Genomic DNA, 25,757 nt, shown 5'->3' on the forward strand with positions numbered 1-25,757 from the left:
CCCCGCGGCCGGCGGTCGCCCTCAGCCGGCGGTCAGCCCGCGACGGGCTCCTTGCCCGCCGGCTCCCGCGGCTCGGGCACGTCCGCGGGCGGTGCGGCGGAGGCGTCGTCCACCAGCGTCGTCTCGTCGAACGGCACCCGTCCGGCGAGCACCTCGGCCACCCGTTCCTTGTCGATCTCCTTGGTCCAGGTGCCGACGAGGACGGTCGCCACGGCGTTGCCCGCGAAGTTCGTCAGGGCACGCGCCTCGCTCATGAAGCGGTCGATGCCGACGATCAGCCCGACGCCGTCCAGCAGTTCCGGCCGGTGCGACTGGAGCCCGCCGGCCAGGGTCGCCAGGCCGGCGCCGGTGACGCCCGCGGCCCCCTTGGAGGCGATGATCATGAAGACGAGCAGCGAGACCTGCTCGCCGAGGGAGAGCGGGTCGCCCATCGCCTCGGCGACGAACAGCGAGGCCATCGTCAGATAGATCGCGGTGCCGTCGAGGTTGAAGGAGTAGCCGGTCGGCACGGTGATGCCGACCACCGGCTTGCTGACGCCCAGGTGCTCCATCTTCGCGATGAGCCGCGGCAGCGCCGACTCAGAGGACGAGGTCGACAGGATCAGCAGGAACTCCCGGGCCAGGTACTTCAGCAGCAGGAACAGATTCACCCCGGCGACCAGCCGCAGCAGCGTCCCCAGCACGACGACCACGAAGAGCGCACAGGTGAGGTAGAAGCCGACCATGATGACGGCGAGCGACTTCAGGGCGTCGATGCCCGTCTCCCCGACCACCGCGGCCATCGCGCCGAAGGCGCCGACCGGGGCCGCCCACATGATCATGGCCAGCACCCGGAAGACCAGCTTCTGGAGGTGGCCGACCCCGCGGAGGACCGGCTCGCCGGCGGGCCCCATCGCCTGCAGGGCGAAGCCCACGAGCAGCGCGACCAGCAGCGTCTGGAGCACCAGTTCGTTGGTGAAGGCGGAGACCATGGTGGTCGGGATCATGCTGAGCAGGAAGTCCGCGGTGGACTTGCTCGCGCCCTCGGCCTGCGCCTCACCGGCGCTCCGGGTGGCCTCGGTGAGGTGCAGCCCGGAGCCCGGGTCCAGCAGATTCCCCACCAGCAGGCCGATGCCCAGCGCCACGGTGGACATCACCATGAAGTAGCCGAGCGCGAGCCCGCCCACCGCTCCGACCTTGGCGGCCTTCCGCACCGAGCCGACGCCCAGCACGATCGTGCAGAAGATGACCGGCGAGATCATCATCTTGATCAGCTTCACGAATCCGGCGCCGAGCGGCTTGAGCTCGACCGCCACCCCCGGAGCGGCGAAGCCCACCGCGATACCGAGGAGCACCGCGCCGATCACGGCGAGGTACAGGAAGTGGGTCCGGTCCCGCTTCCCGGTCTTTCCCGGCCGGTCCGGTGCCGGCTCCGGTGGCAAGGTCTGCGCAGCCACGTCGTCTCCTTGTCCTGGCGCAGTACGTGCGGCTCACGTCCTGGACGTTCCGCTGAATATCCACTGCCGTGTGACGACGGTCACCCTTGCGTTCATATCGTTCACAGACCGTTTCCGGCCATCCGCCGCGGACCCGGCAGACTGGCCCCATGCGCATACCCCGACCCCGCAGCCTGGCGGGCCAGCTCTTCGCGATGCAGGTCGTGCTGGTCGCGGCGGCGGTCGCGGGGTGCGCGGTGTTCGCGTACGTCACCGCCCTGCGCCAGGCCGAGGAGGCGGCGCGCCACCAGACGACGGCCGCGGCGCGGGCCGTCGCGGACGCGCCCTCGGTACGCGCCGCGATCCGGGGCGGGAATCCCTCGGCCGCGCTCCAGCCGTACGCCGAGCAGGTCCGCCGGGACAGCGGGGTCGCCTTTGTGACGATCATGAACCGGGAGGGCATCCGCTGGACCCACCCGGACCCCGGCCGGATCGGCGGCGAGTTCCTGGGCCACACCGGTCCGGCGCTGGCGGGCCGGACGTTCACCGAGACCTACACCGGCACCCTGGGCCCCTCGGTCCGGGTGGTGGCCCCGGTCCGGGACGGCCGGCGGATCGTCGGACTGGTCAGCGCGGGCATCACCGTCGAGCGGATCAGCGACCAGGTGCGGCGGCAGATGACCGGACTGCTCGGCGTCGCGGCGGGCGCGCTGGCGCTCGGCGGCATCGGCACCTACGTGATCAACGCCCGGCTGCGCCGCCACACCCACGGGATGAACGCCACCGAGCTCAGCCGGATGCACGACTACCACCAGGCGGCGCTGCACGCGGTGCGCGAGGGGCTGGTGATGCTGGACGGGCAGCGGCGGATCGCGCTGATCAACGACGGCGGGCGCGAGCTGCTGGGGGTGGACGAGGACGCGGTGGGCCGCTCGGTGGCCGATCTGGGGCTGCCGGCGCCGCTCACCGGGGCCCTGCTGGCCGCGGAGCCGCGGGTGGACGAGGTGCATCTGACCGCCGACCGGATCGTGGTCGTGAACACCTCGCCCGTCTCCAGCGGGGAGCAGCGCGGCACGGTGGTGACCCTCCGGGACCACACCGAGCTCCAGGCGCTCTCCGGCGAGCTGGACTCGGTGCGCGGCTTCACCGAGGCGCTGCGCTCACAGGCGCACGAGGCGGCGAACCGGCTGCACGCCGTCGTCTCGCTGATCGAGCTGGGGCGGGCGGAGGAGGCGGTGGAGTTCGCCACGGCGGAGCTGGAACTGGCGCAGGCGCTCACCGACCAGGTGGTCGCCGCGGTCGGCGAACCGGTGCTGGCGGCACTGCTGCTGGGCAAGGCGGCGCAGGCCAACGAGCGCGGGGTCGAGCTGGTGCTGGCGCCGGACAGCCGGATCGACGACGGGCTGCTGCCGGACTCGCTGGCCGCCCGGGACCTGGTCACGGTGCTCGGCAACCTGGTGGACAACGCCCTGGACGCGGCGGCGGAGGGCGCGTACCGGGAGGGACCGAGTGCGGCCCCGCCCAGCGCGGACGCTCCCGGCGCGGACGGATCGGGCCCGGACGGATCCGGCGGGGACGGGTCCAGCGCGAACGGATCCGGCGGGGAGTGCGGGGACGCCCCGGGCCGGGCGGCGGCAGGGCCGCGGCCCCGGGTCACCGTCACGGCCCGCGCCGCTGACGGGGAGCTGACCCTGCGGGTCGCGGACACCGGTCCGGGCGTGGACCCCGCCGCGGCCGACGCGGTCTTCCGGCGCGGCTGGAGCACCAAGCTGCCGGCCGCACCGGACGGCGGGGCACCGGAGGACGGGGCACAGGACGGCGGTCCGAGGCCGGCCGCCGGGCCGGGCCGGGGCCTGGGCCTCGCCCTCGTCCGCCAGGCGGTCCGCCGCAACGGTGGGACGATCGAACTGGGGCGGGCGCCGGAAGGCGGAGCGGAGTTCACCGTACGGCTCCCGGTCCGCACCGGCTCCGCAGCCGCCGCCCCCCGAAGAACCGCCGGAGCAGCCGGATGACCGAGCCACAGCAGGGCGACGGCCCGATCCGCGTCCTCGTCGTGGAGGACGACCCGGTCGCGGCCGACGCGCACGCGCTCTACGTGGGCCGGGTCCCGGGCTTCACCGTCGCCGGGACCGTGCACTCCGGCGGCGCGGCACGGCGGGCGCTGGACCGGCAGCCGGTGGATCTGCTACTGCTCGACCTGTATCTGCCCGACGGGCACGGGCTGCAGCTCGTCCGGTCGCTGCGGGCGGCCGGGCACACCGCGGACGTGATCGCGGTGACCTCGGCCCGGGATCTGGCGGTCGTCCGGGAGGGGGTCTCGCTCGGCGTGGTGCAGCACGTCCTGAAGCCGTTCACCTTCACCACGCTGCGGGACCGGCTCGTCCGGTACGCCGAGTTCCGGGGGGCCGCCGGGGAGGCCAGCGGCCAGGACGAGGTCGACCGGGCCATCGCGTCGCTGCGGGCGCCGCAGCCGGCGGACCTGCCCAAGGGGCTGAGCGGCCCCACCCTGGAGGCGGTGACCCGGGTGCTCCGGGAGTCCGGACCCCGGGGGGTCACCGCGAGCGCCGCCGGCGAGGCGGTGGGGATCTCCCGCATCACCTCGCGGCGCTACCTGGAGCACCTGGTCGGTGCGGGCCGGGCCGAACGCAGCCCCCAGTACGGGCAGATCGGGCGCCCGGAGCTCTGCTACCGCTGGCTCACCCCGCGCTGAACCGGGTACCGCCGGCTCCCGGACCGGACCCCACCACTCCTCCCCCGGTCGCGCCCCCGTGGCGCGCCGGGCTCCACCGGGGGCGGTGCGGATCGCCGAAGTGCGCCCCCGCCACCGGGGATTGACGCTTTCATGACGACTTGTCGCCGCCCTGACGGGTAGTCATCCACAGCCATTGACCGGCCGGTGAGGGCCTCGTACGGTCGCCAGGCAGCCCACCGAGGCCAGGCCAGGAGGAGGTCGTGCCCGTGCGCTCCACCGCTCCGCTGATCGTCGCCGCCGTCCTGGCCGCCACCGCGCTCACCGCCTGCGGTGGCGGTTCCGGGAGCGATCCGGACACCGTCCGGGTCGCCTACAACCGCAGTACCGACAACGCGATCCGGTACAAGGACGCGTATCTGGCGTCCGTGAAGAAGCAGTTCGAGGCGGCGCACCCGGGCAAGACCGTGAAGCTCGTCCCGGTGCAGGCCCAGGACGACGACTACGCCGCCAAGGTCCAGCAGATGATGCGCTCCTCCCGGACCGCGCCGGACCTGGTCTACGAGGACACCTTCCGCGTCCGGTCGGACATCGAGGCGGGCCATCTCCGCCCGCTCGACCGCTATCTGAAGCAGTGGCCCGACTGGGACCGGTTCGCCGCCACCGCGCGCCGGGCGGCCCGGGGCGGGGACGGCAGGACGTACGGCGTGCCCACCGGCACCGACACCCGCGGGCTGTGGTTCAACCGGAAGATCTTCGCCCGGGCCGGACTGCCCCGCGACTGGCGCCCGTCCACCTGGGACGACATCCTCGACGCGGCGCGGACGATCAAGAAGAAGGTGCCCGGGGTCATCCCGCTGAACGTCTACACCGGCAAGGGGCCCGGCGAGGCCGCCGTCATGCAGGGCTTCGAGATGCTGCTGTACGGCACGGGCGAGGACCCGCTCTACGACCCGCGGGTGAAGAAGTGGGTCACCGGCGGCAAGGGCTTCCGGGACGCGCTGGGCTTCATCCGGACCGTCTACGGCGAGAAGCTCGGCCCGGACCCCTCCGACGCGCTCGACCCCAACATCAACACCCGGGTCGCCACCGAGCTGCTGCCCGAGGGCCGGCTCGCGATCGCCCTCGACGGCTCCTGGATGGGCCAGCAGTGGCGGAAGAGCGGCGGCAAGCCGTGGCCCGCGTGGCCCTCGGTGCTGGGCCGGGCGCCGATGCCCACCCGGGACGGCCGGCCGCCGGGCGTGGTCAGCATGTCGGGCGGCTGGGTCTGGGCGGTCCCGGCCAAGTCCCGCAATCCGGGCCTGGCGTTCTCGTTCCTGAAGACCCTCCAGACGCGGCGGAACGCCGTCGACTGGGCCGTCCGCGACGCCCAGATCGCCGTCCGCGAGGATGTCGCCGCGGACCGGGAGTACCGTCGGTCGATGCCGGGGATCGACTTCTTCACCGGTCTGGTGCGGCACACCCACTACCGCCCCGCGCTGCCCGTCTACCCGCAGGTCTCCACGGCGATCGGCACCGCGATGGAGTCGGTGACCACCGGTGACGCCTCCCCCGCCCGGGCCGCCCGGGCCTACGACGAGCAGCTGGCGTCGATCACCGACGGCGCGGTGACCGGCGGGTCCGGATGAGCACCGCGGCGGCCCGGCCCGCGTCCGGCCGCCCGGCGGCGGGGACGGCCCCCGGCCGGCGCTCCCGGGACCAGCACCAGCACCAGCACCGCCGACGGCAGCGCGCCCTGCGACGGTTACCGCTGGTCCCGGCCACACTTCTGCTGCTGCTCTTCCTGGGCGGGCCGATCGGCTACTGCGTCGGGATCGCCTTCACCGACATGCGGCTGACCGGCGCGTCGACGACCGAGTTCGTCGGCCTGGACAACTTCCGGCGGGCCTTCGCCGACGACGGCTTCCGCAACGCCGTCGTCCTCACCCTCGTCTTCACCCTGATCTCGTCGGTGCTCGGGCAGAACACCCTGGGCCTGGCGCTCGCCGGGCTGCTGCGGCGGGCCTCGAAACCGGTCCGCACCCTGACGGGCTCGCTCGTCGTCGCGGCCTGGGTGCTGCCCGAGATCGTCGCGGGCTTCCTCCTCTACGCCTTCTTCCGGCGCGAGGGCACCCTCAACGCGGTCCTGGACCTGCTGCGTCTCCCGGCCCAGAACTGGCTGTTCACGCTGCCCATCCTCGCGGTGGCGCTGGCCAACGTCTGGCGCGGCACCGCGTTCTCCATGCTGGTCTACTCCGCCGCGCTGGCCGGGATACCGCAGGAGATCACCGAGGCGGCGGAGGTCGACGGCGCCCGGGGGCTCCGGCGGCTGTGGCACATCACGCTGCCGCTGATCCGCCGTTCCCTGGGCACCAATCTGATGCTCAACACCCTGCAGACGCTCTCGGTGTTCGGGCTGATCTGGGCCATGACCCGGGGCGGGCCGGCCGGCCGCAGCCAGACCCTGCCGGTGTTCATGTACGACCAGGCGTTCGGCAAGGCCCTGATCGGCTACGGCACGGCGGTGGCGCTGCTGCTTCTACTGGTCGGAGCGGTGTTCTCGGTGGCCTGGCTGCGGCTGCTGCGGACGGAGGTGTGACATGGCCCGCCGCACCCGGCACCGGCCGGAGCCCCGCCACACGCGCGGCACCCGCACCCGCACCCGCACCCGCACCCGCGACCGTGCCGAGCCCCGCCGGGCCGGAAACGGTGCGGAGCCACGCCCGGCCGGGACAGGGGCCGGGCAGGAGGACGCGCCCCGCCGGCCCCGCCGCCCACTGGTCGACCGCCGCACCCGGCACCGGCTGGCGGCCGACGCGGCGCTGCTCGTGCTGGCCGCCGCGTTCGCCGTCCCGCTGGCCTGGCTGGTGCTGGCTTCCGTGGACGCGGACGCCGGGCTGCGCGTCGCCGTGCCGTCCCCGCCGACGGCGGACCACTTCGCGGCCGTCCTGGACCCGGAGATCACCTACCGGCCGATGCTCAACAGCCTGCTGCTGTGCGGCGGGGCGACCGCACTCACCCTCGGCTGCGCCGCCCTGGCGGCGTACCCGCTGTCCCGGTTCCCCTCCCGGCTGAACCGCCCCTACCTGCTGACCGTCCTGTTCACCACCTGCCTGCCGGTCACCGCGATCATGGTTCCGGCCTACGGGATCTTCGTGCAGGTGGAGCTGATCGACACCCTGCACGGCACGGCGCTGTTCCTGGCCGCCGCACAACTCCCGTTCGCGATCTGGCTGATGAAGAACTTCATGGACGGCGTGCCGGCGGTCCTGGAGGAGGCCGCCCGGACCGACGGCGCCTCCGGCCGGCAGACCCTGGTCCGCATCGTGCTGCCGCTCATGGGTCCGGGCCTGGCGGTGGTGGCGATCTACAGCTTCATCATGATGTGGGGCAACTTCTTCGTCCCCTTCATGCTGCTGCTCACCCCGGAGCAGCTGCCCGCCTCGGTGAGCATCTTCACCTTCTTCGGCAACCACGGGGCCGTGGCGTACGGGCAGCTGGCGGCGTTCTCGATCCTGTACTCGACCCCGGTGGTGCTGCTCTACGCACTGATCGCCGGCCGGCTCGGCGGCGGCTTCGCCTTCGGCGGCGCGGTGAAGGGCTGAGCGGCGAAGGACTGAGCAGTGACGGACTGAGCAGTGAAGGGCTGAGGGTGACGTGGTCGCCGAAGCAGGCCGGCGCTGGTGTCGGTCATGCAGTTCGCCGGGGGCCTGTTGCGTCCGAGACTACGCGGTCGGCCAGCGCGGCCCCGTGATCGCGTCCCTGCACCACGCGTACTGCCGGTCGGGTTCGACCATCAGGCCGAAGTCGTACAGCTCCGGCTCACCGAGCGCGTGCCACTCGTCCCAGGCCCGCTCCAGCTCGTCCGCCAGGTGTCGGGGACCGCCCTGGTAGGCGACCGTGCCGCCGCCGACAGCGGCGAGCATCGCCCACGATGTGGAGCCGTCGTGGAGCCAGGCGTTCAGCCCGTCGTCGTCCTCACCGATGGTGATCCGGATGTCCGGCAGGGTGACCCGGAGGGCGAACCGCAGGTGCCAGTCGGCCTGGAGCGGCGCCAGATCGCGCGTGAAAGGCCGCTCCTGCTCATCCGGGGCTGCCGCGCGTACCTGCCTGAAATTCCGGCCGAGGTCTGAGCCGCGGGCGAGCATGAACGTAGCCAGCCCCTGCACCCATCCGCTCGCGGACCGGCCGTCGGCAGCGCGGGTGAGCGCGACGTGCCCCAGCCGCCCCCACGGGACGACGAGCCGCCCGCCGAGCCGTGTCTGCTCCACCCACGGCCAGGGAACGCGGTCGACCCCATAAGTGGCCATCACCCGGTCGTACGGGGCTCCCGGCAGCCAGCCCGCCGCGCCGTCGCCGACCTGCACCGCCACATCGGCACCGGAGAGCTTCAGCCGCTCGGCAGCGGCTGTCGCCAACTCCGCGTCCACCTCGACACTGACCACCCGCCCCCGCCCGGCCCGTCGGCTCAGGAGCGCTGCGTTCCAGCCGGTGCCGGCACCCAGCTCCAGCACCCGGTGACCGGGCTCCAGCAGCAAGGAGTCCAGCATGTCGACGACCACGGCCTGACAGGACAGGCTGGAGGACGGCACGCCCCCGGCTACCTGGGTGACGGCCGCCGTGTCGGGCGAGCCGTACACCTCGGCCTCCCACGCGTCGGGGTCAGCGGTGCGGTCGATGGGGATGTAGGTGTGGCCGTCCCAGCGCCAGAGCCGACCCGGCGCGAACTGCTCCCGGGGCACTGCGGCGACAGCGTGCCGAATCCACGGGGACCGGTCGGGCCAGGCGCCGAGCTGGTCCATGACGGCATCCAGCGCGGCGCGCAGCTCATGCCCCATGGTCATTTCTTGTGCTTTCCGTCTCCAGGCGGGGGCGGTGGCACCTGCCCATCGCTGTTGCCCGGCGGCGGATTGCCCTGGCCCGGGTCCGGCGGCGGCTTCTCGTGCTTCCCCATAACAGCCCCTTCGGTCGTATGTGGGCGTCCATCGTGGCGCTGGATCGAGGGGCACGGCAGGGCGCACGGGCGCACCGTGCGAGCCAGCTGAACCTGTGCACGCCGGACAGCGCCCGCACGGCGCGTACGGAGCCGCTCCCTGACGCTGTCACGGACCAAGGTGCGTCGGTTCAAGCGGACCGCAGCATGCGGAGCATGGTCGCGTACACCGGGGCGTCGGGGAACGGCTGCTGATCGCCGATGTTCTCGTACCCCCACGACTCGTACAGTGTCTTGACCTTCGGGTGGGTCGGCTCGACCAGGAGCGTCACCCGTTCTTCCGCGCGGCCGGACAGCAGTTCTTCGTGGATGCGCCGGGCCGTTCCGGTCTTGCGCCAGGGCCGGCGCACCAGCAGTTCGAACAGAGCCATGGTCCGTGTGCCGTCCTCGGCTGTCATCGCCTCCGGCAGTGGCCGAAGCATTCCGGCCCACCAGCGGGAGCGAGGCGGGAGGGGGGATCCGTAGGCGTAGCCGACCGGTTCCGTGCCGTCCCAGCCGATGATGACTTCCCAGGGGTCGCGGGAGACGTGACCTTCCAACCGTTCCTCGAACCGTTCAACGGAGAAGAAGGGGTCGGAGAGCCGGTCGGCATAGACCTCGGCGTACATGTCCGTGAGTGTCTGCCGGATGCTGTCGAGATCGCGGCGGCCGTAGCGGCGCAGTTCCACGGTGGTCACGTGGCAGGTCCTTCCAGTTGGGCGGTTCGGGCATTCCATTCGCGGGTGATGCGTGCGCCCGGTGCCGTGGCGTTGAGCTCGGCAGTGAAGGTGGTCAGCAGGTGGGGGATGCGGCCGGCGTTGGTGGAGCCGGGCGGGGGAATGATGCCGACGGCGGTGGTGCATGCCTGCTCGGCGTCGCCCTGGCCGAGCTGGGCGAAGGCGACGTGGACGGCGTAGTAGGCGCGGTTTCGGTGCTGGTCGGGACGCAAGGCGGCGATGCAGCGGTGAAGGTGGTACTCGGCGTGCTCGGGCCGGCCCAGGCGCAGATGGGTGATGCCGATGAGGCCGTCGAGTTCGCTGCGGGTGTAGAAGTCCATAGAGGCCGGGCGCCACTCGCCGGGGTCGGCGCGTTCGAACGCCGTCTCCGCCCGTTCCAGCGCGCGCAGCGCGCGGGGGTGGTCGCCGGTCCCGGGGAGGGAGACCGCCAGGCGCGCGTGGCTGAGCGAGGCATACAGGGGATCTTTGCGGTGCGCGCCGGCGGACATGGCGGCCTCGGAAGCGGCCACGGCATCGACCCAGCGTTCCCGCTGGCCGGCGAGCATGGAGGCGTACCGCCAGATCTGGTGCTGTACCTGCCCGTCGCCCGAGAGGCCCGCGAGAGCGATGGCCTTTTCCATGTGGCGCTGAGCGCGGTCGAGTTGGCGGGAATCGACGGCGGCCCACATGGCGGTTGCGGTGAAGGTGGCCGCGAGGGCGTACAGGCGGGAGCGGATCCGTGACGTCGCGGTGCCGGTGCGCTGGAGTTCTTCGGTACGGGTGCTGAGTCCTATGGCTGCCTTCTCCAGCGTGGGGCCGGCGCCGTGCTGGTCGTCCATCTCCCAGAGATCTGCGAGGTTTCGGCGCAGGCGCTGGACATCGGCGGTGCCGATGGCGGGGCGTGCGGCGATGGGGATGGCGGCGAGGGTGGCGGCCGGGAGGCGAGTCACGAAGGTCCGGCGGTGCAAGGGGTCCTCCGACGGTGCTGAGGGGGATGAGGTGACAGGGGTCTTTCCCCGTGGCGTGAACCCAAGGTCGGTGACATTCCGCCCGGTGACCTGCTTCATCGCCTCTCGGGTTGCCGCGTTGGGCCACTGCACCCGGCCCGCCTTCCAGTCCCGGACCGTGCGGCCGTCGAACTTCCCGGGGCGCCCGATGATGTCTTCGAGCGCCCTGTTCAGGTCCCGGGCAAAGCTGTTGGAACTGTGACCGTGCTCGGCCATCCACGCTTCGAGCGCTGCGTTACGCGTGGTCTCCATGACCGCACGGTACGGGGTCGGACATCCCCCCGTAGGTGGATGGATAGTCAATTCCCCCTAGGGACGGCGGGTTGGCGACTCGCCGTATCACCTACCGCCGACGTAGTGACTCTCGGTTAGGTGTCGTGTACGACGCGGCTGCGCCCGGAACTTCTTCGGGTGCAGCCGGGGACGCAATCGACCACGGCAGCGAGGCACGAATGACGACGCCGGCAAGACCACCACTGCTCACCCCGCGCCCGTCCGGCCACCCCGGCTACACCACGACCCTGACCCGCGTGGAGGAGTCCGTGGCCGTCGCCCGACTCGCCGTGCGCAGGTCACTGGAGTGCTGGGGCATCGGCGAGGAGACTCGCGAAACGGCCGCCACGATCGTGTCGGAGCTGTTCACCAACGCCCTCGTGCACGGCACGGGCACCGGCGCGCGCGTGATCATCGAGCGCCCGGCCGATGACCAAGTGTACGTGGCGGTCGTCGACCGGGCCGCCTATCGCCTGCCGGAGCTGCGCGTGCCTTCGGACCGGGAGGACGGCGGCCGGGGCCTGATGCTCGTGGACGCGCTGGCCGACCGATGGGGGTACGACCGCCTGGGGCCGCCGCGCCGGTACTGGGGCAAACGCGTGTGGGCGCAGCTGCGGGCACAGCGGAGCGACCGGTGACGGTGGGCCTGAAGGACTGAGGGGAAAAGGGCTGAGCGGTGAAGGGCTGAGGGGGGGCTGAAGGGTCCTCGCACGGGAACCGGGAAAGCCCCCGGCCCCGGACGGCCCGCTCAGCAGAGGGCCCCGCTCACCGGAAGGCCCCGCTCAGAAGACCGACTCGGCCTCCGCCATCCGGTCCGCCGGGACGGTCTTCAGCGCGGTGACCGCCTGCGCCAGCGGCACCAGGCCGATGTCCGTGCCGCGCAGCGCGGTCATCATGCCGAACTCGCCGCGGTGGGCGGCCTCGACGGCGTGCCAGCCGAACCGGGTGGCGAGGACCCGGTCGTAGGCGGTGGGGGTGCCGCCGCGCTGGACGTGGCCGAGGATGACCGGCTTCGCCTCCGTGCCGACGCGGCGCTCCAGTTCGGCGGCGAGCCGGTTGCCGATGCCGGCGAAGCGCTCGTGCCCGTACTGGTCGATGGCGCCCTTCTCGTACGGCATCGAGCCCTCGGCCGGGTGCGCGCCCTCGGCGACACAGATGACCGCGAACTTCTTGCCGCGCGCGAAGCGCTCCTCCACCATCCGGCAGAGGTCGTCGACGGCGAACCGGCGCTCCGGCAGGCAGATTCCGTGCGCGCCGCCCGCCATGCCGGACTCCAGCGCGATCCAGCCCGCGTGCCGGCCCATGACCTCGACGACCATCACGCGCTGGTGCGACTCGGCGGTGGTCTTCAGCCGGTCGATGGCCTCGGTGGCGACCCCGACCGCGGTGTCGAACCCGAAGGTGCGGTCGGTCGAGGAGATGTCGTTGTCGATGGTCTTCGGCACGCCGATCACCGGCATCCCGGCGTCGGCGAGCATCCGGGCGGCGGTGAGGGTGCCCTCGCCGCCGATCGGGATCAGCGCGTCCAGACCCAGCTCCCGGCAGAGCTCCTCGGCGTTGTCCGTGGCCTCGCTGAGCCGGGCGCGCTCCAGCCGGGCCGAGCCCAGGATGGTGCCGCCGCGGGCGAGGATGCCGCTGACCGCGTCGAGGTCCAGCTTGCGGTAGCGCCGTTCGAGCAGGCCCTTGAATCCGTCCTCGAAGCCGATGACCTCGTCCTCGTGCTCGGTCACGGCCCGGTGCACGACCGACCGGATCACGGCGTTCAGTCCGGGGCAGTCGCCGCCTGCGGTGAGAACTCCGATGCGCATCGTGCTGTGTCTCCTGGCTGGTGGGGTCCCTCTGCCGGGGCCGGAGTGATACATCTGGGCCAGTTCGATTGTTCCACGCCACGCGCGGTGCCCGCGCCCCCCGGACCCGGACGAGCGCCTTACCCATCGCGACAGGTATTGTCAAGAGGACAGACCCATTCCGTTTGTCATTTTCGCAGGCCAGGCACCCTGTGGTTCGCAGATCAGGCGTCCTGCGGCCCCGCGGACCCGCACTCCGCGAGCCGGAGACGAGAAACTCCGCGGGCCGGACACGAGAATCAGATCGGAGAGCACACGTGACGCGCAGCGTGTACGTGACCGGGATCGACCGGGGAGACGGCCGCCAGGTCGTCGAGCTGGGAGTCATGGAACTTCTGACCCGCCATGTCGACCGCGTGGGGGTGTTCCGCCCGCTGCTGCACGACGACGGCCCCGACCGGCTCTTCGACCTGCTCCGCGCCCGCTACCGGCTGAGCCAGCCCGCGGAGACCGTGTACGGCATGCGGTACGGCGAGGCGGGGGCGCTCCAGGCCGAGAAGGGCACCGACGAGCTGGTCTCCCAACTCGTGGAGCGCTTCCACCGCGTGGCCCGCGAGTACGAGTTCGTGCTGGTCCTGGGCACCGACTTCGCGGCCACCAGCCTGCCCGCCGAGCTCAACCTCAACGCGCGGCTGGCGAACGAGTTCGGGGCCTCGGTGATACCGGTCGTCGGCGGCCAGAACCAGCCCGCCGAGTCGGTGCGGGCCGAGGTGCGCAACGCGTACGCCGCCTACCACGCGCTCGGCTGCGAGATCTCGGCGATGATCGTCAACCGGGTCGCCCCCGCGGACCGCACGGCCGTCGCGGAGCGGCTGACCGCGCGGCTGCCGGTCCCCTGCTACGCGCTCCCCGAGGACGCCTCGCTGTCCGCCCCCACCGTGCAGCAGATCGTGCACGCCCTCGACGCCGAGGTGCTGCTCGGCGACGCGGCCGGACTCGCCCGGGACGCGCGCGACTTCGTCTTCGGCGGCGCGATGCTGCCGAACTTCCTCAACGCCCTGACCGAGGGCTGCCTGGTGGTCACCCCCGGGGACCGCACGGACCTGATCATCGGCTCGCTCGCGGCCCACTCCGCCAACGCCCCGTCGATCGCGGGTGTCCTGCTCACCCTGGATGAGCGGCCCGGGCCGGACATCATGGCGCTCGCCTCCCGGCTGGCCCCCGGCACCCCGGTGGTCTCGGTGCCGGGCGGCAGCTTCCCCACCGCCGGTGAGCTGTTCGCGGTGCAGAGCAAGCTCAACGCCGCCTCGCCGCGCAAGGCCGAGACCGCGCTGGGCCTCTTCGAACGCCATGTGGACACGGTGGCGCTGACGAACCGCATCTCCGTGGCCCGCTCGGCCCGGGTCACGCCGATGATGTTCGAGCACGACCTGATCGAGCGGTCCCGAGCGGACCGGCGCCGGGTCGTCCTGCCCGAGGGCACCGAGGAGCGGGTGCTGCGGGCCGCCGACGTCCTGCTGCGGCGCGACGTCTGCGACCTGACGCTGCTCGGCGACGAGGAGGCGATCCGCAAGCGGGCGGCCGAGCTGGGCATCGACCTGGCCGACGCGCAGCTCATCGACCCGCAGACCTCCCCGCTGCGGGAACGGTTCGCCGAGCTGTACGCGACGGCCCGCGCGCACAAGGGCGTCGGCTACGAGCTGGCCCACGACATCGTCGCCGACGTCTCCTACTTCGGCACCCTGATGGTCCAGGAGGGCCTGGCCGACGGCATGGTCTCCGGCGCGGTGCACTCCACGGCCGCCACCATCCGGCCCGCCTTCGAGATCATCAAGACAGCCCCGGACGCGGCGATCGTCTCCTCGGTCTTCTTCATGTGCCTGGCGGACCGGGTGCTCGTCTACGGCGACTGCGCGGTCAACCCCGACCCCAACGCCGAGCAGCTCGCCGACATCGCCATCCAGTCGGCCGCCACCGCCGCGCAGTTCGGGGTGGAGCCGCGGATCGCGATGCTCTCCTACTCCACCGGCAGCTCCGGCAGCGGCGCCGACGTGGACAAGGTGCGCAAGGCCACCGAGATCGTCCGGGAGCGGCGCCCCGACCTGCCCGTCGAGGGCCCGATCCAGTACGACGCCGCCGTCGACGCCGCCGTCGCCGCGACCAAGCTGCCCGGCTCGCAGGTCGCGGGCCAGGCCACCGTGCTGGTCTTCCCCGACCTGAACACCGGCAACAACACCTACAAGGCGGTCCAGCGCTCGGCGGGCGCGGTCGCGGTCGGCCCGGTCCTCCAGGGCCTGCGCAAGCCGGTCAACGACCTCTCCCGCGGCGCCCTGGTCTCGGACATCGTCAACACCGTCGCCATCACGTCCATCCAGGCCCAGAACCAGAAGGCCCGTACACAGAAGGCTCAGACCGCGTGAACCGCACCCCAGGCACCCGCGTCCTCGTCCTCAACTCCGGCTCCTCGTCGGTCAAGTACCAGCTGCTCGACATGGCCGGCGGCACCCGGCTGGCGTCCGGCCTGGTGGAGCGGATCGGCGACGGTCCGGTGGCCGACCACGCCGCGGCGCTCAAGCAGGTCGCCGACGAGCTGGCCGCCCAGGGGCTCGGGCTGGACTCCCCCGAGCTGGCGGCGGTGGGCCACCGGGTGGTGCACGGCGGCATCCGGTTCACCGAGCCCACGCTGATCACCGACGAGGTGGTGACGGCGATCGAGGAGCTCGTCCCGCTCGCCCCGCTGCACAACCCGGCCAACATCACCGGCATCAAGGTGGCCCGCGAGCTGCGGCCGGACCTGCCGCAGGTCGCCGTCTTCGACACGGCCTTCCACTCCACGCTCCCGGAGTACGCGGCCCGCTACGCGATCGACACCGCCACCGCCGACGCGCACGGCGTCCGCCGCTACGGCTTCCACGGCACCTCGCACGCCTACGTCTCGCGGGCCACGGCCGAGCTGCTCGGCAAGGACCCGTCCGAGGTGAACGTCATCGTGCTGCACCTGGGCAACGGCGCCAGCGCGTCCGCGGTCCGCGGCGGCACCTGCGTGGACACCTCCATGGGCCTCACCCCGCTGGAGGGCCTGGTCATGGGCACCCGCTCGGGCGACATCGACCCGGCGGTGATCTTCCATCTGTCGCGGGTGGGCGGCCTGTCCACGGACGAGATCGACGACCTGCTGAACAAGCGGAGCGGCCTGCTCGGCCTCTGCGGCGACAACGACATGCGGGAGATCGGCCGCAGGATGGGCGAGGGCGACGTCACGGCGCAGCTCGCCTTCGACGTCTATGTGCACCGGCTGCGCAAGTATGTCGGCGCGTACACCGCGGTACTCGGCCGGGTAGACGCCATCGCGTTCACCGCGGGCGTGGGAGAGAACTCCGCGGCCGTGCGCGAGGCCGCGCTGCGGGGTCTGACGGCGCTGGGTGTCGAGGTGGACGCGGTGCGCAACGCCGTCCGCAGCCCGTCGGCCCGGCTGATCTCGGCCGCCGAGAGCCGGGTCGCGGTCGCCGTGGTGCCCACCGACGAGGAGATGGAGATCGCCACCCAGGCATACGCCCTGGTCCAGGCTTGATCCTCGGATCTTCGCACAGCACCTATATTCCGCTCCGAAACAAACCGATAGGATCGCCCCATGCGCCGTTCCAAAATCGTCTGCACTCTGGGCCCCGCCGTCGACTCCTTCGATCAGTTGAAGGCGCTGATCGAGGCCGGTATGAACGTGGCCCGTTTCAACATGAGCCACGGAAGCCACCCGGAGCACGAGGAGCGGTACCACCGCGTCCGCAAGGCCTCCGAGGAGACCGGCCGCGCGGTGGGCGTGCTCGTCGACCTCCAGGGCCCGAAGATCCGGCTGGAGACCTTCGCCGAGGGCCCGGTCGAGCTGGTCCGCGGTGACGAGTTCGTCATCACCACCGAGGACGTGCCGGGCGACAAGAGCATCTGCGGCACCACCTACAAGGGGCTGCCCGGGGACGTCTCGAAGGGCGAGACGATCCTCATCAACGACGGCGCGGTCGCGCTCCAGGTCGTCGAGGTCGACGGCCCGCAGGTGCGCACCATCGTCATCGAGGGCGGCGTGGTCTCCGACCACAAGGGCATCAACCTGCCCGGCGTGGCGGTGAACGTCCCCGCGCTGTCCGAGAAGGACGTCGAGGACCTGCGCTTCGCCCTGGCCCTCGGCTGCGACATGGTGGCGCTGTCCTTCGTCCGCGACGCCTCCGACGTGCGCGACGTGCACCGGATCATGGACGAGGTCGGCCGCCGCGTCCCGGTCATCGCCAAGGTGGAGAAGCCGCAGGCGGTGGACAACATGCAGGAGATCGTGATGGCCTTCGACGGCGTCATGGTCGCCCGCGGTGACCTCGCCGTCGAGTACCCGCTGGAGCGGGTGCCCATGGTGCAGAAGCGGCTCATCGAGCTGGGACGCCGGAACGCCAAGCCGGTGATCGTCGCGACCCAGATGATGGAGTCGATGATCAACTCCTCGCGCCCGACCCGCGCCGAGGCCTCCGACGTGGCGAACGCGATCCTGGACGGCGCGGACGCGGTGATGCTGTCGGCGGAGTCGTCGGTCGGCAAGTACCCGATCGAGACGGTCAAGACGATGTCCCGGATCGTGGCGGCGGCCGAGGAGGAGCTGCTCTCCCGCGGTCTCCAGCCGCTGGTGCCGGGCAAGAAGCCGCGGACCCAGGGCGGTTCGGTGGCCCGTGCGGCCTGCGAGATCGCCGACTTCCTGGGCGCCAAGTCGCTGGTCGCCTTCACCCAGTCCGGTGACACCGCGCGCCGGCTGAGCCGCTACCGCGCGCAGCAGCCGATCCTCGCCTTCACCACCGACGCCTCGACCCGCAACCAGCTCACCCTGAGCTGGGGCGTGGAGTCGTTCGTGGTGCCGTATGTGGAGAACACCGACTCCATGGTCGACCTGGTCGACGCCGAGCTGCTGAAGCTGGGCCGCTACACCGAGGGCGACACCATGATCATCACGGCGGGCTCCCCGCCCGGCGTCCCCGGCACCACCAACATGGTGCGGGTGCACCACCTGGGCGGCGAGAAGGCCTGACCCGGCACGGACCGGCGGTGGGCGGCATCCGGGGGGTGCCGCCCACCGGCGTGTTCGCGGGCGTCCGCGCGGAATCGCAGCCCTGGGGCACCGATACGGAATCCGTCCGGGCAGCTACGGGGGCGCGGCGGTGGAGCCGAGTTGCGGCTCAGGGCGCGAACACCGGCCGCGCACGGCGCGGTTCGCCGGCGTACAGCGCACGGAGCGGTTCGCCGGGTACAGCGCACGGCGCCCGGCACGGACGCGAGCGCCCCGGGCCGAGTGCGGGCACGGCGGCCGGACAGCGCAGTGGGGCACCCCTTCACCGAAGGGGTGCCCCACTGCTGTTGCGGCTCCCGGAGGTCTCCGCCCGCCCCGGGGACTTCAGCCCGTCCCGGAGGTGCCGGCCCGTCCCGGAGGTCTCAGCCCGCCGAGTTGAACAGGTGCATACCGGGCACGGTGAGCGTGCCGCCGAACTGGCCCGCCTGCCGCACATGCACATCGGTGAAGACGGCGAGGGGTACGTTCAGCGGGGGCGGGGTGTCGGGGCTGAAGGTGACGGGGATCAGCCCGAACAGCTTGCCCTTCAGCTCCTCGGTGTACATGGTGACCGTGCCGTCGCGGATGGTCGACTTGGAGCCCTTGCGCGCCTGGACGTGGCTCGTGGTGCCCAGCGGCCCTTCGACGAGCTGGTGCAGGTCGTCGATGTCCGTTTCCTCAGCGGTGAACTTCAGGACCTTCTTGACCTTGCCGCTGTAGGTCTTGACCTCGACGATGCCCTTGTAGTCCAGGCCCCGCAGGGTGAGCTTGGAGCTCTCCAGCTGCCACGGCTCGTCCGGCAGGAGGGGGGCACCCTCGTCCAGATCGGCGTTGGCCAGCGCCTCGGCGTCATGGGTCGGGCAGGGGAACGGCTTCTTGCCGTCCTCCGCGCCGGACTCCTCGCCCTCGGCGGACTCCTTGGCCTTCTCGGAGACGTCCTCGACCTTGGCCCCGGCCTTGCCGGCGGCGTCGCGGATGGCGCTCTCGGTCTTGTCCGTCGTGTCCTCGACGGCGCCCGCGGCCGGCTTCTCCGACTCCTCGGGCTTCGGGGCGGCCGTGCTGGTGGCATCCGGCTCGTCCGACGCGGAGCTGCTCGCGGTCGGCGAGGGCTCCTCCTCGTCGTCGTCCCCGTCGAAGAGGTCCTTGATCTTGTCGCCGACACCCAGCGGGTCCAGCGGGTTCTTGGTCTCCTCCGGCGTCGGCTCGGCCGAGGGCTCCTGCTCCTCGCCGGCCGGCTCGTCCGTACCGGTGGACGGCTTCTCCGCGGAGTCACCACCGGAGGACGGTTCCGGGGACGGTTCGGTCGACGGCTTCGTGCTCGGCCCGGCCGACGGCCCGGCACCGGGCGTCGCCGACTCCTTGTCCGACGGCTCCTTCTCGTCCTTCTTCTCGTCCTGTGCCTCGTCGGAACGGGTCACACAGGGACCGGACGCGAAGGGGCTGTTGGGCATCTCGTCGGCCTGAGCGAGCTTCGGCGTGAGCCCCATGCCGACGAACACCGCCGTGGGCATCGCGGCCAGGGCCAGTGCCTTGCTCGCAGGAATCTGCAGCTTGGTGAGCAGCGACTTCCTGGGGGCCGCGTGGCGCGGCCCCGTTCTCACACGTGCCGCATCGCCTCCGGCGGCGCCGAAGGGGACCTCGTCGCTACCCACGGTGCCTCCCGCCGGCGACCTCGACGGTGTTCCCGCTCGGGGCCGTGAACGGATCGTCGGACGCGGTGCCGGACGTGTCCGCCTTCTCGGCGGGGGCGCCCGGCGCCCAGGCGAGGGACAGCCCACCGCCCACCAGCGACAGCAGGAAGCCGATCATGAAGCCGCCGAGGTTGGACACCGGAATCGAGACCAGGGCCAACAGGATGGTGGCGACGCCCGCGAACACCCGGACGATGTGGTGGTACCACATGGTGAGTCCGAGGGTGATCAGCAGGACGCCGATGATCAGCGAGCCCGCCCCGGCGGTGGTGGCCATCCGCACGGTCAGCTGGCCCACCTTGAGGTGTGCGTACGGGAGATAGGCGATCGGCACTCCGCCCAGCATCGTCAGCAGGCCCGCCCAGAACGGCCGGCTGCCGCGCCAACCATGAAAGCGAAGCCGCCAGTATTTGATTCGGTCACGCTGCCCTGGTGACTCGGCGCTCATGGAAAACAGCTCCCTGGGACCGGCGTTGTACGAAATGAGTGGTGGGGGGCGGGCGGGGGACGAAGCCGCCCCCGCCCGCCCGGCGAGTGCTTAGTAGCACTCCTTGACACCCTTGTGGATCTTCATGCTGAGCCCGCTCAGCTTGAAGGTTCCGGCGCTGGTGGCCCACGCGGTCTGCTTGACGTCGGTCAGGGTCGCCGAGTCGGCCTCCTGAGCGAAGCCACCGCGGCTGGCGTGGTCATCCTTGTTGATGCCGGGGCCCTTGTTGCTGGCCCCCGCCGCGACACCGATGTTGATGTTCCGGAAGGTCGCGTTCGCGTCCAGCTGGGCAACGTCGATGAACAGGTTCTCGGCCGTGACCGGATCCTTGCCACCGGCGTTCAGCTGCAGCGTGACCGTACCGACGAGCGGGATGTCCGGGGTGACCACGGACTGGCACATCTTGTTGATCTCTGCGTGCTTGAACGCGGAGACCGCGACGGGCTGGTTCTTCCCGCCGACCTGCTCGTCGTAGGCCCCGTACTGGATGAAGCCTTTGCCTTCGAGCCGCTCAGCAGACACCTTGAACTGCTGGCCGGACACCTGGAACGACGCCGCGAGCGCACCCTGCGACAGGGCCACGCCGATCGCTGCGGTGGCAGCGACGCTCGGGACCATGACAACGGCGAACCGCTTCCATCTGGTCCCGCCACGAGCCTGGGACTCCATGAGTTTCCTCCTTCTCGGACGTACATCTCCGGCCGGGGCCAATGGGACGGCCCCGTCTGGGATGGGAGAAGTGCTACGTCCTCGGGAAGGAGAGCGCCGCCCTCCGGGCGCGAACTGCGTCCGAAAACACCGGCGATCACCCCCGAGCGACAACCACTGGCCACGCTCCCGCGCAACCTGCTGGACAGGCCCTGCCGGTGGCAGAGACCCCCCTGTCCAAGGCCGGCGCCATCTGCCGCCGGCCGCTCGGTGGGGACCCAGGAACCCCATGACACCGACTGGTTGCCGGGTGACGGGAATGGACCGAGCGTGGCCGATCGTGGTGCATTACAAGCCGCGACACAAGGGGCTCGTTACTAGTGAGTAACGGCGAGATAACCGAAGCATGGCCGATGGGTCTCGGCCAGGCACATAGCGTCGCGGGGAATGCGCCCGATACCGGAGGAGGAATAGCTACATACACGGACAAGCGCCCGCGGTTCCCTTACTACAAGTAACAGCGGCCGCGATTACCAAGTTTTGGTAAAACGCGACCGCTGTGATCACGACGTCACCACTGGTGACGACCGATCAGAAGAGTACGCGAGCCAGCGCTCCACGGGCAGTGGTCACGCGCGGATCGTCTCCGCCGATCACCTCGAAGAGCTCCAGCAACCGCAGCCGCGCCTTCTCGCGTTCGTCACCGGCCGAGCGCTTCACCGTCTCCACCAGCCGGCCGAAGGCGTCCTCGACATGACCGCCCACCAGATCCAGGTCGGCCGCGGCCACCTGGGCGTCGACGTCGTCCGGGCGGTCGGCCGCCGCCTTGCGCACCGCCTGCGGGTCCAGACCCTGCACCCGCTGCAGCAGTTCCGCCTGGGCGAGTCCGAGCTTCGCCTCGGTGTTGGCCGGATCGTCCGAGAGGACATTCCGGTACGCCTGGACCGCGCCGCCCAGATCACCGGCGTCCAGCGCCTCGTGGGCCGCGGCGAGCGCGCTGTCGTGCGGACCGGCGGGGCGCTCGGGCACCTCGGTCTCGGCCTCGCCCTCCGCGCCGGGCTCGATCGGGGCGCCGACGATGCCGAAGCGCTGCTCGGCCGCCTGGATCAACTGGTCGAGCACCTGGCGGATCTGCGACTCCGGGGCCGCGCCCTGGAAGAGCGGCAGCGCCTGCCCGGCGACCACCGCGAAGACCGCCGGAATGCCCTGCACGCCGAACTGCTGGAACAGCGCCTGGTTGGTGTCGACGTCGATCTTGGCCAGAACGAATCGGCCCGCGTACTCCGCGGCCAGCTTCTCCAGCACCGGGGATAGCTGCTTGCACGGCTCGCACCACTCGGCCCAGAAGTCGATGACGACCGGGACCTCGGTGGAGCGCTGCAGGACATCCTGCTCGAAGCCCGCCTCGTCGACATCGAAGACCGGACGGGCGGCGGCGGCACCGGTGCCGCCGTTGCGGGCCGACTCGGCCCGGGCCTGCTCGGCCTTCTGCTTGGCTTCCCCGGCGGCCTTCACCGCGGCGAGGTCGACGACTCCGCTCATGGACATGTTCCGTGGCTGCATGAGTACATCCTCCCCCTTCCGCGCAAAGATCGGAAAAGTGCGGTGGCCGATACACGCACCGCGTTCGCCCGGTGACCCGCCGGAATGCGGGGACGGACGGAGCGGAGACGGCCGAATCGTGGATTCGTGGGCGGCGGCAGGTCCCCACCCGCGCGCCGGAGTGATCGTCGCTCTTTCGCTACGAGTCGTAGCGTAACTGCATCCGACCCCGTGCCCACAAGACCGCCTCCCCCGATGGGCGGTGATCTCGCTCACGGCAGTCTTCCCCGGCAGAACCCCTACCAACCGGTATGGTCGCCCGCATGTGCCGCACCACCCCCCGCAGCCCCGGCCGAACGGGCCGGCCCCGCAGCGCCGAGGCGGACGCCGCGATCCTGGACGCCACCCGCGCCGCGCTCGTCGAACTGGGCTGGGGCAAGCTCACCATGAGCGATGTCGCGGCACGCGCCGGGGTCGCCAAGACCACCCTGTACCGGCGGTGGGCGAACCGGAGCGAACTCGTCGTGGACGCGGTCGCCGTGCTCTTCGACGAACTCGAACTCCCCGATCTGGGCAGCCTCCAGGCCGACGTGGAGAGCGTGGTGCTGCAGTTCGGCGCGCTGCTGGAACGGCCGGAGACCAAGACCGCCCTGATGGCGGTGGTCGCCGAGTCCACGCACGACGCGGCGCTGCGCGAGCGCATCCGGTCCGCGATCGTCGACCGGCAGAAGGACCTGGTCGTCCTCGGCCGGGACCGCGCGCAGCAGCGCGGTGAACTGCCGCCCGACCTCTCGGGCCCGGACGGCGAGGCCGCCGCGGCCCGCAACATGGACCTGATCTACGACGTGATCGCGGGAGCCGTGGTGCACCGCACGCTGGTGAGCGCGGAGCCGGTGGACGCCGGCTGGTCCCACGACTTCACGACCCTGCTGCTGGGCGGCCTGGCCGCGGTGGCCCGCGACGGCCGGGCGGGCTGAGCCGGGTCCCGGCCGGTCACCGCGGAACCGGCCCCGGCCGGGCGGGCGGAGCACGTGGGCACCGGACCGACGAGCCGACGGCCGGGCCGACACCGGGCCGGCGAACGGACGGGCCGCCGACGGACGGGGGACGGGCCGAGGCGCCGGCCACGCCGGGCCGCCGGGCTCCTGTCGCGCCGGCCGGTCCTAAGAACTTTCTGAGAACGCCGTTTGGCAGCCTGGGACCATGAACACCGAGCTCTCCCGCCGCGGCCGCCGGACGCCGCCCGCCCGGCCCGCGGTGCGCGGATGACCTCCGGCCGGGGCAGGGGCCCCGCACCGGCGGCCCCGCCCGCGCCCCTGATCCTGGTCGTCGACGACGACCCCGAGGTGCGGGCCGCCGTCGAGGACGGCCTCTGCGTCGAGGGGTTCACCGTGTGCGGGGCGGCCGACGGGCTGGAGGCACTGCGCGCGGTCGGCGACCGGCAGCCCGACGCGATGGTGCTGGACGTGATGATGCCGGTGCTGGACGGCCTCGCGGTGTGCCGCCGGCTGCGGGCACTCGGGGACCGTACGCCGATCCTCGTCCTCACCGCGCTCGACGCCGTGCGCGAGCGGGTCGACGGCCTGGACGCCGGGGCCGACGACTACCTCGTCAAGCCCTTCGCGCTGGACGAGCTGACCGCGCGCCTGCGCGCCCTGCTGCGCCGGGCCGCGCCGCCGGCCGGGCCCGAGGAGGGGCAGAGCGCCTTCGCCGATCTCGTCGTGGACCCGGCGACCCGGACCGGGACGCGCGGCGGACGGCGGGTGGAGTTCAGCCGGACCGAATTCGCCCTGCTGGAAATGCTGCTCGCCCACCCCGGCCAGGTGCTGCCGCGGGAGCTGATCCTGGAGCGGGTCTGGGGCGCCGCCTTCGGCCCGGACACCAACTCCCTGGCGGTCTATGTCGGTTATCTGCGCCGCAAGCTGGAGGCGGGCGGCGAGCCGCGGCTCGTCCACACCGTGCACGGCGTCGGCTACCGGCTGGACCTCGCATGACCGGCCGCCGCTCGCTCGGTGCCCGCTGGCGCCGCCGCAGGCCGCTGCGGACCCGGCTGGCGGCGGTCGCCTCGGCCGCGGTGGCCCTGGTCGCGGTCGGGGTCTGCTGGGCGGCGTTCCTGGTGATCCGGCACGAGCTGTACCACCAGCTCGACCTCCACCTCACCCAGTCGGCGACGCCGGTGCAGCAGCAGAACCGCGACGAGGGACCCCAAGTGGTGCACGGCGAGTGCGTCTTCCTCTCGGCGCCCGCCTGCTCGCAGATCGTCCCCGCCGACCCGGCCCGCGATCCGTCCGCGCCGTATCCCCTGGCCGTGACCGCGCCCGTCCGGGAGGTCGCGGCCGGCGACCGCGCCCCGTACTACAGCAACATCCGCGTGGAGGGGCACCCGGCCCGGATGCTCACCACCACCTTCGGCGAGGACCGGGCGCTCCAGGTGGCGCTGCGCTCCGACACGGTGCAGCAGGGCGTGCGGCGGGCCGCCTGGATGCTGGGCGCCGTCGGGGGCGCGGGGGTGCTGCTCGCCGGGGCGCTGGGCTACTGGGTGTCCCGGACCGGTCTGGCGCCGGTCGCCCGGCTGACCGCGACGGCCGAGCGGATCGCGGCGACCCGCGACGCCCGGCACCGGATCGAGCTGCCGCCGGGCCCGCCCGGCCGGCAGGACGAGGTGACCCGGCTGGCGGCGAGCTTCAACACCATGCTCGGGGAGCTGGAGCAGTCGGTGGCGGCGCAGCGGCAGCTGGTCGCGGACGCCTCGCACGAGCTGCGGACCCCGCTGACGGCGCTGCGCACCAACGCCGAACTGCTGGCCCGCGGCGACCGGCTGACCCCGGCGCAGCGGGAGCGTGCCTCGGGTGCGCTGGAGCGGCAGATGCGGGAGGTGACCGGGCTGGTGGGCGATCTGATCGAGCTGGCCCGGGAGGAGGAGCCGCAGCCGCTGCTGGAGGACGTCCGGCTGTCGGCGCTGCTGGAGCACGGGGTGGGGACGGCGCGGGAGCACTGGCCCGCGGTGGGGTTCACCGTGGCCATCGAGCCGGGGGCGCGGCCGCTGACGGTGGCCGGGGTGCCCGCCCGGCTCAGCCGGCTGCTGGGCAATCTGCTGGACAACGCCGCCAAGTTCAGCCCGCCGGGCGGCCCGGTGGAGGTGGAGCTCACCGCGCACGGCGGCGGCTGCGAACTCACCGTCCGGGACCACGGCCCGGGCATCGCCGCCGAGGACCTCCCCCACGTCTTCGACCGCTTCTACCGGGCGGACGCCGCCCGCGCCCTGCCCGGCTCGGGCCTGGGGCTGGCGATGGTCCGCCGGATCGCCCTCGCCCACGGCGCGGAGGCCACGGCGGAACGGGCCCCGGGCGGCGGCGCGCTGTTCCGGGTCCGCTTCACGGAAGCGGCGGGGGCCGCTGAGCACCCGGCGGCGCAACCGCCGGACCGACCGCCTCTCGGGCCCCTAGGGTGAGACGGGGACACACCGCAGCGGGA

At 72.3% G+C, this 25,757-nt stretch carries 21 protein-coding genes; 12 read left to right on the plus strand and 9 right to left on the minus strand.

Annotated features, from left to right (window positions below; translation table 11 throughout):
• Positions 1–32: 32 nt before the first annotated feature.
• Positions 33–1,436 (minus strand): cation:dicarboxylate symporter family transporter, encoded by a 1,404-nt coding sequence (locus tag ACFYYR_RS13200; RefSeq protein ID WP_388851009.1) that lies wholly within the window; start codon positions 1,434–1,436, stop codon positions 33–35.
• Positions 1,437–1,585: 149 nt separating this feature from the next.
• On the opposite strand from ACFYYR_RS13200, the gene ACFYYR_RS13205 reads away from it, so the two are divergent.
• From ACFYYR_RS13205 to ACFYYR_RS13225, 5 genes are all read left to right on the plus strand, one after another.
• Positions 1,586–3,427 carry an ATP-binding protein gene (locus tag ACFYYR_RS13205; RefSeq protein ID WP_388851012.1) on the plus strand — a complete coding sequence of 614 codons (1,842 nt, stop codon included), beginning with the start codon at positions 1,586–1,588 and terminating at the stop codon, positions 3,425–3,427.
• Positions 3,424–4,125: a response regulator gene (locus tag ACFYYR_RS13210; RefSeq protein ID WP_388851015.1), complete on the plus strand. Its 702-nt coding sequence runs from the start codon at positions 3,424–3,426 to the stop codon at positions 4,123–4,125. Before ACFYYR_RS13205 ends, ACFYYR_RS13210 begins: the two co-directional genes overlap by 4 nt.
• A gap of 248 nt (positions 4,126–4,373) precedes the next feature.
• Positions 4,374–5,732, plus strand: coding sequence for an extracellular solute-binding protein (locus ACFYYR_RS13215; RefSeq protein WP_388851399.1), 1,359 nt, complete (start codon positions 4,374–4,376; stop codon positions 5,730–5,732).
• Complete coding sequence (locus ACFYYR_RS13220; protein WP_388851018.1) at positions 5,729–6,682, plus strand: carbohydrate ABC transporter permease; 954 nt, start codon at positions 5,729–5,731, stop codon at positions 6,680–6,682. The genes ACFYYR_RS13215 and ACFYYR_RS13220 overlap by 4 nt, the downstream gene beginning before the upstream one ends.
• 1 nt (position 6,683) lies before the next feature.
• A complete protein-coding gene (locus ACFYYR_RS13225) occupies positions 6,684–7,688 on the plus strand; it encodes a carbohydrate ABC transporter permease (RefSeq protein ID WP_388851021.1) in 1,005 nt (334 codons plus the stop codon).
• A gap of 120 nt (positions 7,689–7,808) precedes the next feature.
• Here the strand turns inward: ACFYYR_RS13225 and ACFYYR_RS13230 are convergent, their stop codons facing one another.
• The 3 genes from ACFYYR_RS13230 to ACFYYR_RS13240 all read right to left on the minus strand — a co-directional run bounded on the left by ACFYYR_RS13230 (position 7,809) and on the right by ACFYYR_RS13240 (position 11,030).
• Entirely contained in the window at positions 7,809–8,921 is a 1,113-nt protein-coding gene (locus ACFYYR_RS13230; RefSeq protein ID WP_388851024.1) for a methyltransferase domain-containing protein, read from the minus strand.
• 286 nt (positions 8,922–9,207) lie between these two features.
• Complete coding sequence (locus ACFYYR_RS13235) at positions 9,208–9,753, minus strand: GNAT family N-acetyltransferase (protein ID WP_388851027.1); 546 nt, start codon at positions 9,751–9,753, stop codon at positions 9,208–9,210.
• Positions 9,750–11,030 carry a hypothetical protein gene (locus ACFYYR_RS13240; protein ID WP_388851030.1) on the minus strand — a complete coding sequence of 427 codons (1,281 nt, stop codon included), beginning with the start codon at positions 11,028–11,030 and terminating at the stop codon, positions 9,750–9,752. Before ACFYYR_RS13240 ends, ACFYYR_RS13235 begins: the two co-directional genes overlap by 4 nt.
• A 200-nt stretch (positions 11,031–11,230) precedes the next feature.
• Between ACFYYR_RS13240 and ACFYYR_RS13245 the strand changes: the two genes are divergently transcribed.
• On the plus strand, positions 11,231–11,689 hold the full coding sequence (locus ACFYYR_RS13245; protein WP_388851033.1) for an ATP-binding protein: 459 nt from the start codon (positions 11,231–11,233) through the stop codon (positions 11,687–11,689).
• Between the two features lie 144 nt (positions 11,690–11,833).
• Here ACFYYR_RS13245 and ACFYYR_RS13250 read toward each other — a convergent pair whose 3' ends face one another.
• Positions 11,834–12,859: an ATP-dependent 6-phosphofructokinase gene (locus ACFYYR_RS13250; protein WP_388851036.1), complete on the minus strand. Its 1,026-nt coding sequence runs from the start codon at positions 12,857–12,859 to the stop codon at positions 11,834–11,836.
• A gap of 296 nt (positions 12,860–13,155) precedes the next feature.
• On the opposite strand from ACFYYR_RS13250, the gene pta reads away from it, so the two are divergent.
• The 3 genes from pta to pyk are packed head-to-tail and all read left to right on the plus strand — an operon-like array spanning position 13,156 to position 17,897.
• The gene (pta, locus tag ACFYYR_RS13255) at positions 13,156–15,258 is read left to right on the plus strand and encodes a phosphate acetyltransferase (RefSeq protein WP_388851039.1); all 2,103 of its coding nucleotides are present in this window, start codon (positions 13,156–13,158) and stop codon (positions 15,256–15,258) included.
• Positions 15,255–16,409 (plus strand): acetate kinase, encoded by a 1,155-nt coding sequence (locus ACFYYR_RS13260; RefSeq protein WP_388851042.1) that lies wholly within the window; start codon positions 15,255–15,257, stop codon positions 16,407–16,409. Before pta ends, ACFYYR_RS13260 begins: the two co-directional genes overlap by 4 nt.
• A gap of 60 nt (positions 16,410–16,469) precedes the next feature.
• Positions 16,470–17,897, plus strand: a complete 1,428-nt coding sequence (gene pyk / locus ACFYYR_RS13265; protein WP_388851045.1) for a pyruvate kinase — start codon at positions 16,470–16,472, stop codon at positions 17,895–17,897.
• A 401-nt stretch (positions 17,898–18,298) separates the two neighbouring features.
• Here pyk and ACFYYR_RS13270 read toward each other — a convergent pair whose 3' ends face one another.
• The 4 genes from ACFYYR_RS13270 to ACFYYR_RS13285 all read right to left on the minus strand — a co-directional run bounded on the left by ACFYYR_RS13270 (position 18,299) and on the right by ACFYYR_RS13285 (position 22,304).
• On the minus strand, positions 18,299–19,567 hold the full coding sequence (locus ACFYYR_RS13270) for a hypothetical protein (RefSeq protein WP_388851047.1): 1,269 nt from the start codon (positions 19,565–19,567) through the stop codon (positions 18,299–18,301).
• Positions 19,560–20,054 carry a DUF6114 domain-containing protein gene (locus ACFYYR_RS13275; protein WP_388851049.1) on the minus strand — a complete coding sequence of 165 codons (495 nt, stop codon included), beginning with the start codon at positions 20,052–20,054 and terminating at the stop codon, positions 19,560–19,562. The genes ACFYYR_RS13270 and ACFYYR_RS13275 overlap by 8 nt, the downstream gene beginning before the upstream one ends.
• Before the next feature lie 90 nt (positions 20,055–20,144).
• Complete coding sequence (locus ACFYYR_RS13280) at positions 20,145–20,762, minus strand: DUF6230 family protein (protein WP_388851051.1); 618 nt, start codon at positions 20,760–20,762, stop codon at positions 20,145–20,147.
• A 570-nt stretch (positions 20,763–21,332) separates the two neighbouring features.
• Positions 21,333–22,304, minus strand: a complete 972-nt coding sequence (locus ACFYYR_RS13285) for a tetratricopeptide repeat protein (protein ID WP_388851054.1) — start codon at positions 22,302–22,304, stop codon at positions 21,333–21,335.
• Positions 22,305–22,606: 302 nt separating this feature from the next.
• Between ACFYYR_RS13285 and ACFYYR_RS13290 the strand changes: the two genes are divergently transcribed.
• From ACFYYR_RS13290 to ACFYYR_RS13300, 3 genes are all read left to right on the plus strand, one after another.
• Positions 22,607–23,260: a TetR/AcrR family transcriptional regulator gene (locus ACFYYR_RS13290; protein ID WP_388851057.1), complete on the plus strand. Its 654-nt coding sequence runs from the start codon at positions 22,607–22,609 to the stop codon at positions 23,258–23,260.
• 288 nt (positions 23,261–23,548) lie between these two features.
• The gene (locus tag ACFYYR_RS13295) at positions 23,549–24,277 is read left to right on the plus strand and encodes a response regulator transcription factor (RefSeq protein WP_388851060.1); all 729 of its coding nucleotides are present in this window, start codon (positions 23,549–23,551) and stop codon (positions 24,275–24,277) included.
• Positions 24,274–25,734 carry a sensor histidine kinase gene (locus ACFYYR_RS13300; protein WP_388851063.1) on the plus strand — a complete coding sequence of 487 codons (1,461 nt, stop codon included), beginning with the start codon at positions 24,274–24,276 and terminating at the stop codon, positions 25,732–25,734. The genes ACFYYR_RS13295 and ACFYYR_RS13300 overlap by 4 nt, the downstream gene beginning before the upstream one ends.
• Positions 25,735–25,757 lie beyond the last annotated feature (23 nt).

The organism is Streptomyces sp. NPDC001922 (genome assembly GCF_042891165.1).
Taxonomy (GTDB): domain Bacteria; phylum Actinomycetota; class Actinomycetes; order Streptomycetales; family Streptomycetaceae; genus Streptomyces.

Coding starts and splice junctions, on each gene's coding strand:
- ACFYYR_RS13205 (WP_388851012.1), top strand. CDS start 1,586: ATGCGCATACCCCGACCCCGCAGCCTGGCGGGCCAGCTCTTCGCGATG.
- ACFYYR_RS13220 (WP_388851018.1), top strand. CDS start 5,729: ATGAGCACCGCGGCGGCCCGGCCCGCGTCCGGCCGCCCGGCGGCGGGG.
- ACFYYR_RS13300 (WP_388851063.1), top strand. CDS start 24,274: ATGACCGGCCGCCGCTCGCTCGGTGCCCGCTGGCGCCGCCGCAGGCCG.
- ACFYYR_RS13210 (WP_388851015.1), top strand. CDS start 3,424: ATGACCGAGCCACAGCAGGGCGACGGCCCGATCCGCGTCCTCGTCGTG.
- pyk (WP_388851045.1), top strand. CDS start 16,470: ATGCGCCGTTCCAAAATCGTCTGCACTCTGGGCCCCGCCGTCGACTCC.
- ACFYYR_RS13225 (WP_388851021.1), top strand. CDS start 6,684: ATGGCCCGCCGCACCCGGCACCGGCCGGAGCCCCGCCACACGCGCGGC.
- ACFYYR_RS13285 (WP_388851054.1), bottom strand. CDS start 22,304: ATGCAGCCACGGAACATGTCCATGAGCGGAGTCGTCGACCTCGCCGCG.
- ACFYYR_RS13295 (WP_388851060.1), top strand. CDS start 23,549: ATGACCTCCGGCCGGGGCAGGGGCCCCGCACCGGCGGCCCCGCCCGCG.
- ACFYYR_RS13290 (WP_388851057.1), top strand. CDS start 22,607: ATGTGCCGCACCACCCCCCGCAGCCCCGGCCGAACGGGCCGGCCCCGC.
- ACFYYR_RS13245 (WP_388851033.1), top strand. CDS start 11,231: ATGACGACGCCGGCAAGACCACCACTGCTCACCCCGCGCCCGTCCGGC.
- ACFYYR_RS13250 (WP_388851036.1), bottom strand. CDS start 12,859: ATGCGCATCGGAGTTCTCACCGCAGGCGGCGACTGCCCCGGACTGAAC.
- ACFYYR_RS13240 (WP_388851030.1), bottom strand. CDS start 11,030: ATGGAGACCACGCGTAACGCAGCGCTCGAAGCGTGGATGGCCGAGCAC.
- ACFYYR_RS13230 (WP_388851024.1), bottom strand. CDS start 8,921: ATGGGGCATGAGCTGCGCGCCGCGCTGGATGCCGTCATGGACCAGCTC.
- ACFYYR_RS13280 (WP_388851051.1), bottom strand. CDS start 20,762: ATGGAGTCCCAGGCTCGTGGCGGGACCAGATGGAAGCGGTTCGCCGTT.
- ACFYYR_RS13275 (WP_388851049.1), bottom strand. CDS start 20,054: ATGAGCGCCGAGTCACCAGGGCAGCGTGACCGAATCAAATACTGGCGG.